Origin of the sequence: Acinetobacter bereziniae LMG 1003 = CIP 70.12, assembly GCF_000368925.1 — a bacterium.
Taxonomy (GTDB): Bacteria; Pseudomonadota; Gammaproteobacteria; order Pseudomonadales; family Moraxellaceae; genus Acinetobacter; species Acinetobacter bereziniae.
The window spans coordinates 517018-532557 of record NZ_KB849755.1; the positions used below are offsets into that span (position 1 = coordinate 517018).

The following is a 15540-nucleotide window of genomic DNA, read 5'->3' on the forward strand; positions in this document are numbered from 1 at the left end:
GCAGCGTTACTTTTCCTTACTATCTGATCCATCCCCCGCCAAGCGCTTTATATAGCTGGATTTCATTGTTCAATTGTTCCAAACGCGTTTGGATTAACTGCTGTTGGGCAGCATATAAGGTACGCTCTAAATCTAAAACGACAAAGTAATTATCTTGACCTGCTTTAAATCTCAGCTTTGCCAATTGATATGCTTTCTCACTGGCATTCACACTTTGCTGCTGTGTTTTAATTTGCTCATCCAGTGTGGCTTGCCCTGCGAGGTGATCCGAGACTTCGCGAAATGCAGTTTGAATAGCTTTGTTATAATTCACTATTTCGATTCTTTTTAACACTTGAGCATGATTTAAATTAGCTCTATTCGCACCAGCATGAAAAATAGGTAAGCTAATCTTAGGAATAAAATTCCACATACCTGTTCCTGAATCAAACAGATCACTTAAACTTGAACTCGCAATACCGACTGAACCAGTTAACTGAATAGAAGGGAAAAATGCAGCACGTGCCACGCCAATATTGGCATTGGCACCTAAAAGCATATGTTCAGCCGCTCTAATATCTGGACGTCTCATCAATAAATCAGAAGGTAAGCCTGCGGAGATTTGCGAAAGCAATTTGCGGTCTGATAAATCTTTAGCTTGGTCAAGTTCTAACGCTATTGATTGAGACAAAGGCGTGCCCATCAATAAAATTAAAGCATTGCGATCTTGTGCAACCAATCTCACCATTTTTGACTGGTCAAATTGTGCCGCACGTAAGGACATTTCAGCCAAACTTAAATCAAATTGTGTGGCTTGACCATTTTTAACCAAAGCCTTAGTCAGCTCATAGGATTGTTGCTGTGCCTGAACTGTTGCACGTGTCAAACTCAACTGTTCATGGTTTGCCTGTAAGGTCATATATGCACGTGCAACTGCCGAAACTAAACTCATGTGTACCGCAGTTCGTGTTTCGTCTGAGGCTAGATAATTTTGTAATGCCTGTTCATTTAAATTTCTTAATCGTCCCCACAGATCAAGTTCCCATGCCACTGAACTTAACCCCAATTGATATATACGACGATTATAGGCAATATCTGACGGAAGCTTTTGAACTGTTGCATCAGCATTGGTGCTTAAATGTGGAAACAAGTCTGCACGTCGAATACGATATTGTGCTTCAAGTGCAGCAACATTTAGCGCAGCTATCTTCAGATCATGATTGTTCGCCAATGCATGTTCAATCAGTTGCTGTAGTAATGGATCCTTAAAAAAAGCCCGCCAGCCGATATCTAGAACATTCTCAGCATTCTTCGGATGTGTATATGTTTTTGGATACGCATCTCCTTGTGGATATTGCAACGCAATATCCACATTTGGACGTTCATATTTAGGAGCAAAAGAACAACCAGAAATCAGCACGATTAAAAAAGTAACAACCAACTGCTGATGAGGTATAAATCGATAACGTAAATATTGCTGTTGTATATGAAACTTGCTCATTACAATTTCTCCTCATTCGCTAAACGTGCCTTTTGTTCACGCGCTAAAATAAATTTCCGAATGACGACATAAAACACTGGGGTAAATAATAAACCGAATATAGTAACCCCAAGCATTCCAGAAAATACGGCGATTCCCATTGCATGACGCATTTCCGCACCTGCACCTGTGGCTAAAACAAGTGGGATAACGCCCGCGATAAAGGCAATCGAGGTCATTAAAATAGGACGTAATCGTAAGCGTGCCGCTTCCAAAACAGCGTCGAGTGGATCTAATCCCTCCTCTTCTTTGGTTCGGGCAAACTCAACAATCAAGATCGCATTTTTTGCAGCCAATCCTACCAACACAACGAAGCCAATTTGCGTAAAAATATTATTGTCACTGCCAGACAACCACACACCAACTATTGCAGACAATAGCGCCATAGGTGCAATTAGAAGCACTGCAAACGGCATAGACCAACTATTGTACTGAGCCGCCAAGATCAAAAAGGCTAAAATCACGGTTAGAGGGAAAATGAAGAGTGCCGTATTGCCTGCCATTTTTTCTTGATAGGTCAAATCTGTCCACTCATATGTCATGCCTTGCGGAAGTGTTTCCTTAACAATTTTTTCAATTGCATCTGCTGCCTGACCTGAAGAATAACCTGGCGCAGGACTACCACTAATGTCTGCAGAGCGAAAACTGTTATAGTGCATCACACGGTCTGGTCCTGAACTTCGGGTAATATTGACAAATGCTGAAAGCGGAATCATCTCACCAGTGCTATTTCTGACTTTAAGCTGTTCAAGATCTTGAGATTGCATACGGAATGGTGCATCTGCCTGTACAACCACTTTATAAGTGCGCCCAAAGCGATTGAAATCATTGACATAGATCGATCCCATATTGACTTGTAAAGTTTCAAAGATTTCATTTAAAGCCACGCCTTGTGACTTGGCTTTGACTCGATCAATATCGACTTCAAGTTGTGGAGCATTTGCTTGGAAACTTGCCAACATGCCTACCAATTCAGGTGCTTGAGCAGCTTTTGCCATAATTTGTGCTTGAACCTGAGCCAATGCATTAAAACCATGTCCTGATCGATCTTCAATTTGTAACTTAAATCCGCCTGTAGAACCTAAACCCGGTACAGGTGGTGGTGGGAATATACCGACAAATCCATCAGGAATTTGGCTAAATTTCCCCATTAATTTGCCTGCAATGGCATTGGCAGACAAAGAAGGATCTTGTCGTTGTTCAAACGGGTCTAACATGGCAAACATGAGTGCTGAATTGGGAATATTGACAGGTCCATTCACCGATAGTCCTGGGAATGCAACAACACTTTCAACACCAGGTTCATCTAAAGCAATTTGGGTCATTTTTTTCACCACAGCTTCAGTTCGATCAAGTGACGCCCCTGTTGGAAGCTGTGCAATCCCGACCAAGTAATATTTATCTTGCGCAGGGACAAAACCGTTTGGAACCTTATTAAAACCTAGCCAAGTTAGCGCTAAAAATCCTGCATAAAGAAACAGAATAACAGCACTCATACGCACGCCCTTGCGTACAGACCAAACATAGCCATCTGAAGCTTTATCAAAGGAACGGTTAAATCGTTTAAAGAACCATCCAAATAAAAACTCAATCAATCGTGATAAACGATCGCGTTTTGTCGTATCACCATGAGGTTTGAGCAGTATTCCTGCCAACGCTGGGGAAAGCGTCAACGAGTTAATGGCAGATAAAATGGTTGAAATTGCAATAGTTAAGGCAAATTGTCGATAAAACTCACCTTGTAAGCCTGTTAAAAATGCAGAAGGAATAAACACTGCTGATAAAACTGCAGTAATTGCCAAAATCGGTCCCGTGACTTCAGTCATTGCCTTACGGGCAGCTTCTTTAGGTGCTTCGCCCCCGACAATATGCCGTTCTACATTTTCCACAACCACAATCGCATCATCGACCACAATACCGATGGACAACACCAAACCAAATAGGGTGAGTGTGTTCAATGTAAAGCCAAAATAATGCATTAATGCGAAAGTACCTACCAGTGAGACAGGGACTGCTACCAATGGAATGATTGAAGCACGCCATGTTTGTAGGAACACGATGACCACGATTACAACTAAGGCAATCGCTTCTAAAAGCGTGATGATTACAGATTTTAGAGACGCACGGACAAAAATTGTTGGATCATAGGCAATTTTATATTCCATGCCTTGTGGAAAATTCTTTTGCATTTTTTCCATACTGCGGTGAACCGCAGTGGATACATCCAAGGCGTTTGCCCCTGGGCTTTGAAAGATCTGTAAAGCCACCGCAGGTTTGCCATCTAATAGGCTTCGTAAAGAATATGCATCTGCACCCATTTCAATGCGTGCGACATCTTTTAGATAAGTAACCTGACCATTCTCACCTGTTTTTAGGATAATCTCGCCAAACTGCTCAGGTGTTGTCAAACGCCCCAAGGTATTCACGGTAAGCTGAAATGCTGCTGAAGCATGCGGTTGCTGCCCGACAGAACCGGCTGCCACCTGAACGTTTTGTTCCCGAATCGTTTTGACCACATCATTTGCTGTTAAACCACGATATGCAATTTTTTTAGGGTCAATCCAAACCCGCATTGCATATTCTCCCCCCCAAGCCACGACACTTCCCACGCCAGGCAAACGTGAAAGCTCATCGCGTACATTTAAATTTGCGTAATTTGAAACATAGAGGTAGTCATGATATTTATTTTTCGATTGAAGATGGACCACCATCAAGATATCAGGAGAAACCTTTTGCGTGATTACTCCAATTCGTTGCACTTCAGGAGGTAGTCGAGGTAAGGCTCTTGATACCCTATTTTGTACCTGAATTTCTGCCAGATTGGGATCAGTTCCTTGCTTGAATGTTACGGTCAGCACCATTCGACCATCTGTAGCGGTTTGAGAATTCATATACAGCATGTTCTCAACACCATTAATTTCCTGTTCCAATGGTGAAGAAACAGTTTCTGCAATCACTTGTGGATTTGCACCTGGAAAACTCGTTGAAACTTGGACTGTAGGCGGCGTAACCGGAGGATATTCACTGAGCGGAAGTTTAAATAATGCCAAAGTTCCGACAATCAACATCAATACAGAAATGACGATTGCAAATATTGGTCTATCTACAAAAAAGTGAGGGAAATTTTTCATTATTTTTCTCCCTGATTCGCAACTTTATCTTGTTGTGTATTGTCTTGCATAGGAACGATATTGGGGTTTACTTGCATTCCAGGTCCAACCAAACCTTTGAGAATGATTTTTTCACCAGATTTCAAACCTTGATCGATAATGCGAAGCCCATTAAACATTGCACCCAATTTGACAGGTCGATATTCAACTTTATTTCCAGCACCGAGTATTAAGACATAATTTTTATCCTGATCTGAACCCACTGCCTGATCATCTATTAAAATCGCTGGATAATTTGCACCTGTTGTTAACTGAATACGTGCAAACATTCCAGAGCTTAATTCACCTTGTTTATTTTCTACTGAAGCTCTGACACGAATTGTTCCTGTGCGCTGGTCTACTTGGTTACTGATAAAATTTAACTGACCGAGATAAGGATGATTTTCGGTATTGGCTAATCCCATAGCGATGGGTAAATTAAGCAATCCCTGTTTGTTCTGCTCTTTTAACTTTAATAAGGTGGCTTCATCCAAATCAAAATATACGTACAAAGGGTTTATGGAAACAATGCTGGTCAACAAAGTCGTATTACTGGTATTGCCACCCGTGATTAAATTACCAGCAGTCACTAAAACGCGATCAACACGCCCTGATATGGGCGCTTTGATATTGGTATAAGACAAGTTAAGTTTTGCTTCAGCTACAGCCGTATGTGCTTCTTGCACTTGAGCCTGACGATTGTTTTTTGTGGCTAGAGCGTCATCGTATATTTTTTTAGAAACTGCGCCGCTGGCAAGCAATTGATTGGCACGATTAAAGTCTGCAATGGCTTGTTTATATTGGACATCAATCGCCTTTAATCGTGCTTGAGCAATGTCCAATGCCAATTGAAAAGGTTCAGGATCAATTTTAAAAAGTGTCTGACCTTTTTGGACATAACTTCCTTCTGGCACACTGACCCTTTCAATTACACCACCGATACGAGAACGCAACTCAACACTTTGGGGAGCAGACAAATACCCCGTGTATTCAGCAGTGGGTCTAAGTTCATGTGTAATCACTTCTGCGACTGGAACTGTAGGTGCTGGTGCTGCGGTTGCTGCCTGTGCTTGAGTTTTACTTTGTTGGTTTTGTGCATTATAAATGAGCCCCCCTGAGATCACAGCAGCGACTGCAATAGAGACTACGATCATTTTAGCTTTCATATTATGCCCCATTTCCTGAGATGCTACGATGTATTCAAAACATTGTTGTAGCGATAGCGGTCAGGTTAAAGCTTCCCATTACTGGAAAGTCAATAGGATTATTTAGTTATATTTAATGATTGAATAAGGATAAATAATAAAGAAAAAAATGCTGCAAAATTTTAAAATTAAGATCTATTATTTTTTCTAATTCGAAATTAAAACTTTAAAAATATCAAAATAGTGTTTTTATCAATTAAGTTTTGATGGATATCCAGTCTCAACTTAACCGATATGAATATGCTGTCGTGCTTTGATTTACTCAGAATTTTTTCCCTGTAAATAAAAGCTCGGAGCAAGACCTAATGAGCGTTTAAATGCGGCGGTAAAAGCACTACTGCTGCTATAGCCTAACTCCATTGCAACATGGGTAATGGGTTGACCCAACTCCATACGCATTAATGCATTCAATAAACATGCCTGTTGTCGCCAATGGCTAAAACTCATTCCTGTTTGTAGTCTAAAGATTCGAGTGAAATGGCGTCGACTCATCCCGACTTGTTTTGCAATTTGATCAAGATCTTTATCTAAACTGGGTGCTTTTAAAATCTCTAAACATAATGCGCTCAACCTTGCTTCTTGAGGCAAAGGTGCATTGAGCGGTAATTCAGGCATCATCGCAATTTCTTTAATCATTAATTGCATTAAATAATCATCTCTGCCATCCAGTTCATATTCCACAGGAATATCTATTGCCGCAGATAAAAGTTCATGCAGTAAGGGAGAAACATTAATGACCGCACAGTATTCTAACAACCCTGCTTTCTTAGCCACTTCTGGAACAATATAGGCACTGCGAGTTTTGGTGATGCCACGCATATGGACTTCGTGCTGTATACCATTGGGAATCCATAATGCACGACGGGGAGGAACAACCCAACTTCCAAGATCTGTATTGACCGTTAGTACCCCTGTAATTGCATATAAACATTGCCCTCTTTTATGGCTATGACTGGGTAATATTGTGCCGTCTGGGTAATCATTCCCTGTTGCCATAACGATACGCGCTGTATCCTCAACATCACTCACCCGAATATTTCGCATGATTTTTCTCTTAAAAATGACCCGAACTCGATAGTTTATGTCCCAAATATGATTGTGGGTCAGTGAAGCTTCAGTTTAGGATAAAAACACTCAGAAACAAAGCCTTTTACCGAGTGCTGCAAGCATATAGAGCTTGTTGGAGAAATCATGCCAAGTCATAGCAATACCGTTGTCGAAACTCCATTTTCCCAAGAAAAAATTCCGTCAGATGATTACCCACAAAAATTTGTATTGCGCGTTGTCGGTGCTATCGCGATTGCCCATTTATTGAATGATTCTATTCAAGCCGTCGTTACAGCAAGCTACCCGATGTTAAAGGCAGAGTTTTCGCTCAGTTTTGCGCAAATCGGCTGGATTGCTTTGGTTTATCAAATTACTGCATCATTATTACAACCTTGGGTTGGCTTATATACTGACAAACATCCAAAACCGTATTTATTGCCAGCAGGTATGGGAGTCACCTTAGTCGGAATCGGTTTAATTGCTATCGCCAGCAACTTTCAAAGCTTATTGATCGCAGCAGCGCTGATTGGTGTTGGTTCATCAACATTTCACCCTGAAGCCTCACGTATTGCTCGTACTGCTTCAGGTGGTCGTTTTGGTACAGCACAATCGATGTTTCAAGTGGGGGGCAACACAGGATCAGCATTAGGTCCATTAGTGGCAGCAGCCGTGATCATCCCCAATGGTCAAGGAGCCATTGGGCTTTTTGTTGTTGTTGCTGCTTTAGCGATCTTTGTGTTGTTACGTGTGACTAAATGGTTGCTTCAACAAGCACCAGTACAAGGTGTTGCAAGTCAACAAAAAATCTCCAAACTCACCCGCCACCAAGTCATTCAAGCGATGTCGGTGATTTGTGTTTTGATGTTTGCCAAATTTATTTATATTGCAGCCATTACCAATTATTTTACTTTTTATTTGATCGAACGCTTTAATGTTTCCATTCAAACCTCTCAACTGTATTTGTTTATTTTTCTCGGTGCGGTCGCACTTGGAACATTTGTTGGAGGTCCTGTTGGTGATCGAATCGGAAGAAAAGCTGTGGTCTGGGTTTCATTTTTAGGTGTTGCCCCGTTTGCGCTCATGCTTCCTTATGTGGGTTTAACAGGAACAGCGATACTCACCGTAATTATTGGCTTGGTGATGTCCTCTGCTTTTTCAGCTTTGGTGGTATATGCACAGGAAGCCGTTCCAGGGCGTGTCGGCATGATTGCAGGTTTAATGTTTGGTTTGATGTTCGGAATTGGTGGTGTAGGTGCTGCGGGACTGGGTCATTTAGCAGACACACATGGAATTGTCTGGGTCTATAAATTATGCTCATTTCTTCCTTTATTAGGATTTATGACTGCCTTACTGCCAAATACACAACAAAAGTAAATAATCTCATTAATCAGCCGAGTAAATGCTTGGCTGATCTTTTATCTATTGATTTAATGCTGTTGAAGTAGTAATAAAAACCACTTGAAATTGAATGCCATAGAAAAAAAGTGATCGGATAAATGATTAACATATTAAAAGCATACAATATGCACTATTTCTTATAGTTACGCTGCAAGATGTTCAATTAAAAAATCGATAAAAATACGTGTCTTGGCGGGTAAAGAACGGGTATTTGAATAGAGCAATTGAATATTTTGTACAGGCAAATCAAAATCAGGCAATAAACGAATCAATCGCTTTTGTTGCAAATCATCTTCAACCAACCACGCTGGGCAAATTGCAACGCCCATAGAAGCCAAAGCCATTTGATGAATCGCTTCAGCTGAATTAGATTCGTATTGGTACCTCACAGAGGGTAAAGCGTACTGTTCACCACCACGGTTTTGTAAAACATATTGGGTATCCTGCCAGTTTAATAAACTGTGTCCAATCCAAGGGACATGGGCTAAGTCTGCAATCTGATTGATTGGATGATGTGCTAGAAATTCAGCTGTAGCAACTAAATAAATTGGGTATTGACCAATTTTTCGAGATTTCAATGATGAATCTTTTAAGTTTCCCAATCGAATAACCAAATCAAGTTTTTTAGTCACCAAATCATCCAAAGAAGAGTTAAAGGTATATTGCAGTTGTAATTGAGGATATTGTTGGCAAAACTTACCTAGCAACGGTAAAACAAAGCGTTGTCCAAATTCATTGGTTGAAGAAAATCGCAGTACCCCTGTGACGTTGCTACTAAAATTTTGACTACGCTCAAAAGCTGCATCAACCTGAGACTGAATCTGTTTGAAATCATTGTAGAAATTTTGACCGACTTCAGTCAAAGCAATATTACGGGTATTGCGGATCAGCAAATTGACATTTAATCGCTGTTCTAAATGTTTAATATCAATACTGACCATAGAACGACTTAATCCCAAAATCTCAGCAGCCTTGGTAAATGATCCTGAATCTACCACCTGTAAAAAACTGGTAATTTGTTTGAGATTCTTCTGCATGAAATCACTCATTGTTTGAGATTATTAAACAATGATTTTACTTCGCCTGCATCGACAATAAAAGGTCAGCATCGTACGCTCCCTCATTTTGGAGGTCGCTATGTCTTACCGTTATAAAATAGCAACAGTATTTTTACTTGGGTTCTTTATTGATTGCATCAATATTTTTATGTCAGCAATCGCTTTACCCAGTATTGCAGCTTTCTTTTCAGTCAATCCATCTATAACCGCTTGGATCAGCAATGCCTATATTCTTGGTTTGGTTTTGATCATGCCTGTCAGTTTGTGGCTTTCAAGTCTAATCGGATATCGAAAACTCCTTTGCTTTTCAATGCTCTTATTTTCGATCAGTATCTGCTTTATGGGGATGAGTACTTCCATTTACAGTTTAATTTTTTGGCGTTTCATCCAAGGAGTTTCAGGTGGATTATTGATTCCTGTTGGGCAGGCATTGGTATTTGGCTTATTCCCTAATCATGAACGGCAACGTATCTCAACCCTGATTATGGCGATTGCTTTAATTGCTCCTGCGTTTTCCCCAACACTAGGGGGAATCATTGTAGATACGTTCTCTTGGCGTTGGGTATTTTTTTCAAACCTCCCATTTTCATTACTGACCGCATGCCTAGCTTGGTACTGGATAAGAGATGAGCAACGTCAGTCCGATCAACACCCTGATTTTAAAGGCGTGATTCTCATCAATATCGGACTTTTATGTCTATTGTTGTCATTTTCATTCTATACAGATCTACATCATATTTTTTTTGCGATCACAAGCTTCGCAATTTCAGTCTTGATGCTTATTGTTTATTTGCGGCATTCAGCGCACTGTCATGCCCCCATTCTCAATCTGCAATTATTAAAGAATTGTAATTTACGGACAGCATTTATTGTCTATTATGCAGTACCTGGCATTTTTACTGGCGTGAATTTACTCAATATCTTTAATTTGCAATTTAATCTTGGTTTTAATGCCAAACAAACAGGTCTATTTATGTTGCTCTATGCCTCTGGGGCATTTATTTCTATGACCAGTGGTGGGACTCTCTACCATCGCCTTGGAAAAAATACATTATTTGTGATTGGGATTTTGCTACATAGTGTCGGTATATCTTTACTATTTTGGGTATCGAGTTTAAGCGATTTAAGTATCTTAATTTTTGCCTATCTACTCATGGGCTTAGGTGGAGGTTTGAGTGCCAATATCGCTCAAATCATTTCATTACAAGATTTTACTGGTCAAGATTTATTACAAGGAAGTGTGCTGTGGAACATCAATCGCCAAGTGGCTTTTAGCATAGGTACTGTCGTTCTTCTTTCTATCTTTAGTGTTTTACCCATCTCAAATAGCTTAATGCATTACCAATATACTTTTCTCATCGCAGCACTATTATGCGCACTGTCTTTAATTTCAATTTTTAAGGAGAAAACTCATGTTTAAAACAATGAGCGATGCGATCCAAAATGTGATTGACTTGCATATCTGGATTGAAGACGTTTTTAGTAATCCCAATGCACAAGACAGCTTAAAAAAGCTTTTGTCGAGTTTTGATCAAAATTTTAAAATGATCACAGTTCAGGGGCATTGTATTTCTTTGGCAGAAGTCAGCTCTTTATTTCGTGAAAATATCGGTAAAAAATCCGCATTAAAAATTACTATTTCAAATGCTATTCCCTTATTTGAAGCTGAAAACTATTATTGGATTCAGTATCAGGAGCATCAGCAGACTTCAGATCAGATGCAATTAAGAATCTCAACTGCTTGTATCAGAGTTGAATCTGGAAAATGCTATTGGCAATATCTACACGAAACACTTGTTCAATAAATCTAATCGTATCTTTAATTCGATATAGGCTTATATCTAAGATTTGAGTAACTGAGCTCTACAGCAACATTCATGGTATAGGTTAAAGATTTTAGGTGAAACAACGAATTTAATGCTTTGTTGCTTCACCCAAATTCCACAGATTGACTCAATCTAAAAATTGTTTTGAGGATTTTAGTGGAACTATTCTGAGAATTGTTCCACTAAAATCATGAATCGTTCTCATCAGCTCAAATCAATCACTTAAAACCCATCTATGGTGAATAGCGAATTAACCTGCCGCCACTTCTTCACTGATCCATTGTTGTAATTTGCGAGGTATATTTTTTGTGTTTTCATCAAAACCAAAATATTGCACACCATCATAAGAGCTCATCAACGCCATAACTTTTCCTGTTTTGGTATTGACGGCGATCACAGCTTTACTCGCGCCTGCCCCTTTAGGATCATAACCGCTACCAATTAGCCAATCACCCTCACGTTTCATTGCACTTGATACCACTAACGATGTTTTAACTTTGCTGTATTCTTTGCCTGTTAATTGTTGGAACTTCTTTTTCCAAGGTTCTGCCTGAATCACATCATAAGGTAGTTTTCCATCTGGTTTCGCCATACCGACAGTGGCGACTGGGCGTGTACCACACTGTCTTTTGATTTCAGCTTCATAACCAATATTGCCAACTTCCTGCACATTGACACTGCGACCAGCCTTATCCGCACATTGTTCCCATTGCTGTAAGGTTTTTGCCTCAGCAAATAGTGGGATAGTTAACATGCCTGCAATTAAAAATTTAATCGTTTTCATCATTGATCCTTTATCTAGATTGTATTGTTTAATAACCTGACTTTTTCACAAGTTTTGGTGCTTCTGCTTTCTTGACAGAGATCAGTTTTGCAGTATCAAACCCCTCACTCTCACCCCTATATACGGCATAATCACCAACAGTCACTGTGGCATGCCCCGTGTAACCCTCATAACCTTGTTTAGACTTTTTATTAATTTTAAACGCATTGATGGCTTGACTAGACTGGGTAAAACAGAACCATCGTGAACGCTGATCGTTCGAAGTCCGTGGAATCAATTTATCCGAAGGTGCATAAGGATGAAAACAAACCACATCCCCTAAAACTTCATCTTCAAAATAATATGAATATTCGCCACTGACCGTGATTTGTCCTGTGTATTGATCAAACTCACCTGTACTATTCTTTAACTTTAGACCTTCTGCGTGTGCGATCAGCGGAAAGCTTAAAATAGCTGCCAGTAAAATTTTTTTGATTTTCATCCTGTTGTCCTTGAACAAGTGATTTATTTTCAGCACTAGTAGCTGATCTATCATGAAATTATCTAAAGCATTGTTCCATTTTTTTGATGCGATGTTTTCTGAATCATTCAGCCCAAATCCAATAATCTAAATGTATAAATCCGAACAAAACTCATCATGTTGAGATTATTGAGCATCTAATCTTTAAAATTATGTGAAACTGTTAAATACATAACTTAAAAAATTGAATGTGTTTTACATAAAAAATTTTCTATATACAGCGAATACTTGATCCTTTTTCTGTTGAAATAAATATCTATATTTTATCCAAGGTTCAAACTTAGCTTAAAACTTCTGCTTATTTTTCAGCAAGTACGCTTTTATTTATATCATTTTTTTGTAAATCTGATTTTGGTATTTCTCATATTGCCAAACATATGTGACATAATTAAAAAAATAAACACATGAAAAATAATTTAAAAAAATAGAATTATTGATCAAAAACTTTATTTCATATTTATTGAAATATTATGCAATACTGACACTAGTCTGTTGTGCAAAAATCAAATTATTTGATGCTATTTTGCTTAAACTTTCTGGGATTATAACAAAGATTCATCTATCAATATGCAAAAGGCTTATACGATGCAATTAGATAAAATCAATATAAAACAAATTCTTGGCATAACTACATTGATGCTATTTTTATCTGCATGTCAATCGAGCAGTGTCAATAAAGTTGTCAAAGACCTCCCTTCACCTCAAGGTCATTATCATGTTCAGGTACTTCAATGCCGTGCAAATGATGCGATGTTTGGTGGTGCAACACAAGTTCAAGTATCAGTACTAAAAAAGGGTGAAACTGAAAGATGTAGAGCTTTTATTCAGTCGATTAACCAGTTTTCAGTGAATACCATCGACTTTGGGCATCCCAATAATGCTTTAGAGTTAGAATGGTTGTCTGAAAATAAATTAAGAGCGTGGCATCGAAGTTTTGCTAAAAATCCAAACAAAAGCTTTATTGGACCTTATGTATATGAAAAAAGTGGTCGCTCATCTATAGAAGTTATTTTTTCACCAAAACCATAATCATATTTTTAAACTTGAAATGCTTTAAGAGCACGGTTGTGCTTGATCTCATTTAGAGTAACCTGAGTTCGATAAAAATCCTTGATGAAATATGATACTCGGAAACGTCATCAGCAACTGTTCGAGGCAGGACTACTTTTATAAGATATTGTTTCTGCGACAGATTAAATGTATTACTATTAGTTGACGAGTTTTGCGGTGAGCAGCGATGTCGCTGCGCAAGATGGTTGCCTTGCGGAGCTTCGCTCCTCATGCCAAAACAAAGTATGGCTAGCCACAGGCTGATCTAAAAATTGGATGAACACTCAGCAAGACTCCGCTGAGACTTATTTTTTTCAATAAGTTAAAGGTATGTTTGCGTCGAACTCACATTAGAGTATATTTTTCAAAGCTAACAAAGCTTTTTAATCAGTAGACCTTTTGCGAAAATCATTTTTTAATCATCCAATTGATTAATCCGGCTATCAAATTCACTCTTAAACCAAAGCGTTTACACCTATTTCTATACCACTCAGACAATATCCGAAACGTCTTTAATTTTGAATTAGGGGGCTGTACTAGATTAGCAATGTGCTAATCTAGTACAGCCCCTTAAATTTTAAATAATAGACCTCTTGCACTAGTCAAAATTTAAGCAGATATGATCTTTGATTTATAAGGTATTAAATAAAACCTAAATGACTAAAAAACCTACTTTCGCAACAAGTCTAATAAAAATAATAAACTCAATTATTTGATTATCATCAGACTTTTAAATCTTTCGCACTTTATGTTTAAATTCACTCCTTATTTAAAAGCTATAACCAATATTTAAATTGATCCGATAACTCCATTGATCGCTTTTATCTGATGAGGCAGAAGTCCAGCCAGTTGCATTACCTGCGCCACCAACAACATTGGCATTTTTACCCCATAAGTAATCCGTCCAAACCAAAAATGGTGAAGCAATAAACATCATTCCCGTAGTATTCATCTGTGATGAAGCCCAATCACTCCGCTTTTTATCAAAATAACTATAGTCGTTATAGAAGCGGATTGCTTTTAATTGTCCAAAATTTTGAATGGGCAAAACATAGGCAAAGTTTAAACTTGCAACGGTTCCTTCTGAAGCAATGAAATAAGCGGGAGTTAAACCATTTCCTCCCATCAAAGTCATATCATTATTCACACCATCAGGATTTTCAGCATCATATTGATAATGAATCACTGAGCTTTGTAAATTAAAGCGTTTGTAATTGTTATCAGTATGCACACCCAACGCATAATACTGACCATTTTTATCCGTCAGTTTATTGTGCAATTGCGCGAATGCACCTGAAACGCCAAACTCTTGCTGACCAAATGCTGTTTTTAGCTTGCGAACAATACGCATATTAAATTGATGACGCTTTTCATTTTGATAATTTTTTTGTGTAGGGAAAGCATTATCGGCGAGATCATCATATGTGGCACTCTCTGGTGAATAACGCAAATTAGTTGCCAACATTTCAGGATAATATCCCAATTTAATATCCCAATCTGTGTTATGAAAATTCCAATTCATCCCTGGCGCACTGTTATTGCCATAACCTAAAAAGAAAGGGATATGGTTGAGCCAACCATTTTGAGTATAAGGATAAATGGTAAAAGGTTTATAGACAAAACCTGCCTCTAAACTCTTATTTTCATCAAAGTTATACCCAACATAAGCTTTCTCAATCGATCGTTTCTCTTGATCTTGAAAGATATAAGATGCATTGAGATAAGCATCATCAAATTTACCCGTAAGTGTAATTTTAAAAATGTCGAAATAGAGCTTACCAAAACCAACATTGGGACCATCCCAACTTTCATAACGATGATTAAAACGTATCACACCATCTAGCTTTAAGGTTTCACTTTGATCTTCGCTTTTCCACTCAAGCGCTGTGTTTTGGGCAAAAGTGTGAGACATATAACCTAAAGATAATACGGCAGATAACGTGACTATAGATGCATTTTTCATAGCTGATTCCTTCAATTTTTT

12 protein-coding genes and 1 pseudogene are annotated in these 15540 nt (G+C 38.6%); 4 read left to right on the forward strand and 9 right to left on the reverse strand.

From position 1 onward, the window contains the following. Nucleotides 1–19: 19 nt before the first annotated feature. The 4 genes from F938_RS04320 to F938_RS04335 form a co-directional block, all read right to left on the reverse strand. Nucleotides 20–1480 (reverse strand): efflux transporter outer membrane subunit, encoded by a 1461-nt coding sequence (locus tag F938_RS04320; RefSeq protein ID WP_005029717.1) that lies wholly within the window; start codon nt 1478–1480, stop codon nt 20–22. Then, nucleotides 1480–4650, reverse strand: coding sequence for an efflux RND transporter permease subunit (locus F938_RS04325; RefSeq protein ID WP_005029719.1), 3171 nt, complete (start codon nt 4648–4650; stop codon nt 1480–1482). The genes F938_RS04320 and F938_RS04325 overlap by 1 nt, the downstream gene beginning before the upstream one ends. After that, on the reverse strand, nt 4650–5834 hold the full coding sequence (locus F938_RS04330; protein ID WP_005029721.1) for an efflux RND transporter periplasmic adaptor subunit: 1185 nt from the start codon (nt 5832–5834) through the stop codon (nt 4650–4652). The genes F938_RS04325 and F938_RS04330 overlap by 1 nt, the downstream gene beginning before the upstream one ends. A 297-nt stretch (nt 5835–6131) precedes the next feature. Next, nucleotides 6132–6917, reverse strand: a complete 786-nt coding sequence (locus F938_RS04335; RefSeq protein ID WP_005029722.1) for an AraC family transcriptional regulator — start codon at nt 6915–6917, stop codon at nt 6132–6134. Nucleotides 6918–7064: 147 nt separating this feature from the next. Between F938_RS04335 and F938_RS04340 the strand changes: the two genes are divergently transcribed. Next, nucleotides 7065–8294: an MFS transporter gene (locus tag F938_RS04340; RefSeq protein WP_005029725.1), complete on the forward strand. Its 1230-nt coding sequence runs from the start codon at nt 7065–7067 to the stop codon at nt 8292–8294. Between the two features lie 167 nt (nt 8295–8461). On the opposite strand, the gene F938_RS04345 is transcribed toward F938_RS04340, so the two are convergent. Continuing rightward, on the reverse strand, nt 8462–9355 hold the full coding sequence (locus tag F938_RS04345; RefSeq protein WP_005029727.1) for a LysR family transcriptional regulator: 894 nt from the start codon (nt 9353–9355) through the stop codon (nt 8462–8464). A 100-nt stretch (nt 9356–9455) separates the two neighbouring features. Between F938_RS04345 and F938_RS04350 the strand changes: the two genes are divergently transcribed. Both F938_RS04350 and F938_RS04355 read left to right on the forward strand, forming a co-directional pair. Beyond that, nucleotides 9456–10796 carry an MFS transporter gene (locus F938_RS04350; RefSeq protein ID WP_005029729.1) on the forward strand — a complete coding sequence of 447 codons (1341 nt, stop codon included), beginning with the start codon at nt 9456–9458 and terminating at the stop codon, nt 10794–10796. Then, nucleotides 10789–11181: a hypothetical protein gene (locus F938_RS04355; protein ID WP_005029731.1), complete on the forward strand. Its 393-nt coding sequence runs from the start codon at nt 10789–10791 to the stop codon at nt 11179–11181. The genes F938_RS04350 and F938_RS04355 overlap by 8 nt, the downstream gene beginning before the upstream one ends. Before the next feature lie 271 nt (nt 11182–11452). Here the strand turns inward: F938_RS04355 and F938_RS04360 are convergent, their stop codons facing one another. Continuing rightward, complete coding sequence (locus tag F938_RS04360; protein WP_004831267.1) at nt 11453–11986, reverse strand: hypothetical protein; 534 nt, start codon at nt 11984–11986, stop codon at nt 11453–11455. Between the two features lie 28 nt (nt 11987–12014). Next, nucleotides 12015–12467, reverse strand: coding sequence for a hypothetical protein (locus F938_RS04365; protein WP_005029733.1), 453 nt, complete (start codon nt 12465–12467; stop codon nt 12015–12017). 624 nt (nt 12468–13091) lie between these two features. On the opposite strand from F938_RS04365, the gene F938_RS04370 reads away from it, so the two are divergent. Next, nucleotides 13092–13535 (forward strand): hypothetical protein, encoded by a 444-nt coding sequence (locus tag F938_RS04370; protein WP_005029736.1) that lies wholly within the window; start codon nt 13092–13094, stop codon nt 13533–13535. A gap of 429 nt (nt 13536–13964) precedes the next feature. On the opposite strand, the pseudogene F938_RS24455 reads toward F938_RS04370, so the two are convergent. Both F938_RS24455 and F938_RS04375 read right to left on the reverse strand, forming a co-directional pair. Then, nucleotides 13965–14081: pseudogene (locus tag F938_RS24455) on the reverse strand (IS5/IS1182 family transposase); the annotation flags it as partial. A gap of 244 nt (nt 14082–14325) precedes the next feature. Next, nucleotides 14326–15519, reverse strand: coding sequence for a hypothetical protein (locus tag F938_RS04375; protein ID WP_005029737.1), 1194 nt, complete (start codon nt 15517–15519; stop codon nt 14326–14328). Nucleotides 15520–15540: the final 21 nt, after the last annotated feature.

Bases quoted from the DNA above. Each gene is read 5' to 3' on its own strand.
- F938_RS04320 (WP_005029717.1), bottom strand. From the start codon at position 1,480: ATGAGCAAGTTTCATATACAACAGCAATATTTACGTTATCGATTTATA.
- F938_RS04325 (WP_005029719.1), bottom strand. From the start codon at position 4,650: ATGAAAAATTTCCCTCACTTTTTTGTAGATAGACCAATATTTGCAATC.
- F938_RS04330 (WP_005029721.1), bottom strand. From the start codon at position 5,834: ATGAAAGCTAAAATGATCGTAGTCTCTATTGCAGTCGCTGCTGTGATC.
- F938_RS04335 (WP_005029722.1), bottom strand. From the start codon at position 6,917: ATGCGAAATATTCGGGTGAGTGATGTTGAGGATACAGCGCGTATCGTT.
- F938_RS04340 (WP_005029725.1), top strand. From the start codon at position 7,065: ATGCCAAGTCATAGCAATACCGTTGTCGAAACTCCATTTTCCCAAGAA.
- F938_RS04345 (WP_005029727.1), bottom strand. From the start codon at position 9,355: ATGCAGAAGAATCTCAAACAAATTACCAGTTTTTTACAGGTGGTAGAT.
- F938_RS04350 (WP_005029729.1), top strand. From the start codon at position 9,456: ATGTCTTACCGTTATAAAATAGCAACAGTATTTTTACTTGGGTTCTTT.
- F938_RS04355 (WP_005029731.1), top strand. From the start codon at position 10,789: ATGTTTAAAACAATGAGCGATGCGATCCAAAATGTGATTGACTTGCAT.
- F938_RS04360 (WP_004831267.1), bottom strand. From the start codon at position 11,986: ATGAAAACGATTAAATTTTTAATTGCAGGCATGTTAACTATCCCACTA.
- F938_RS04365 (WP_005029733.1), bottom strand. From the start codon at position 12,467: ATGAAAATCAAAAAAATTTTACTGGCAGCTATTTTAAGCTTTCCGCTG.
- F938_RS04370 (WP_005029736.1), top strand. From the start codon at position 13,092: ATGCAATTAGATAAAATCAATATAAAACAAATTCTTGGCATAACTACA.
- F938_RS04375 (WP_005029737.1), bottom strand. From the start codon at position 15,519: ATGAAAAATGCATCTATAGTCACGTTATCTGCCGTATTATCTTTAGGT.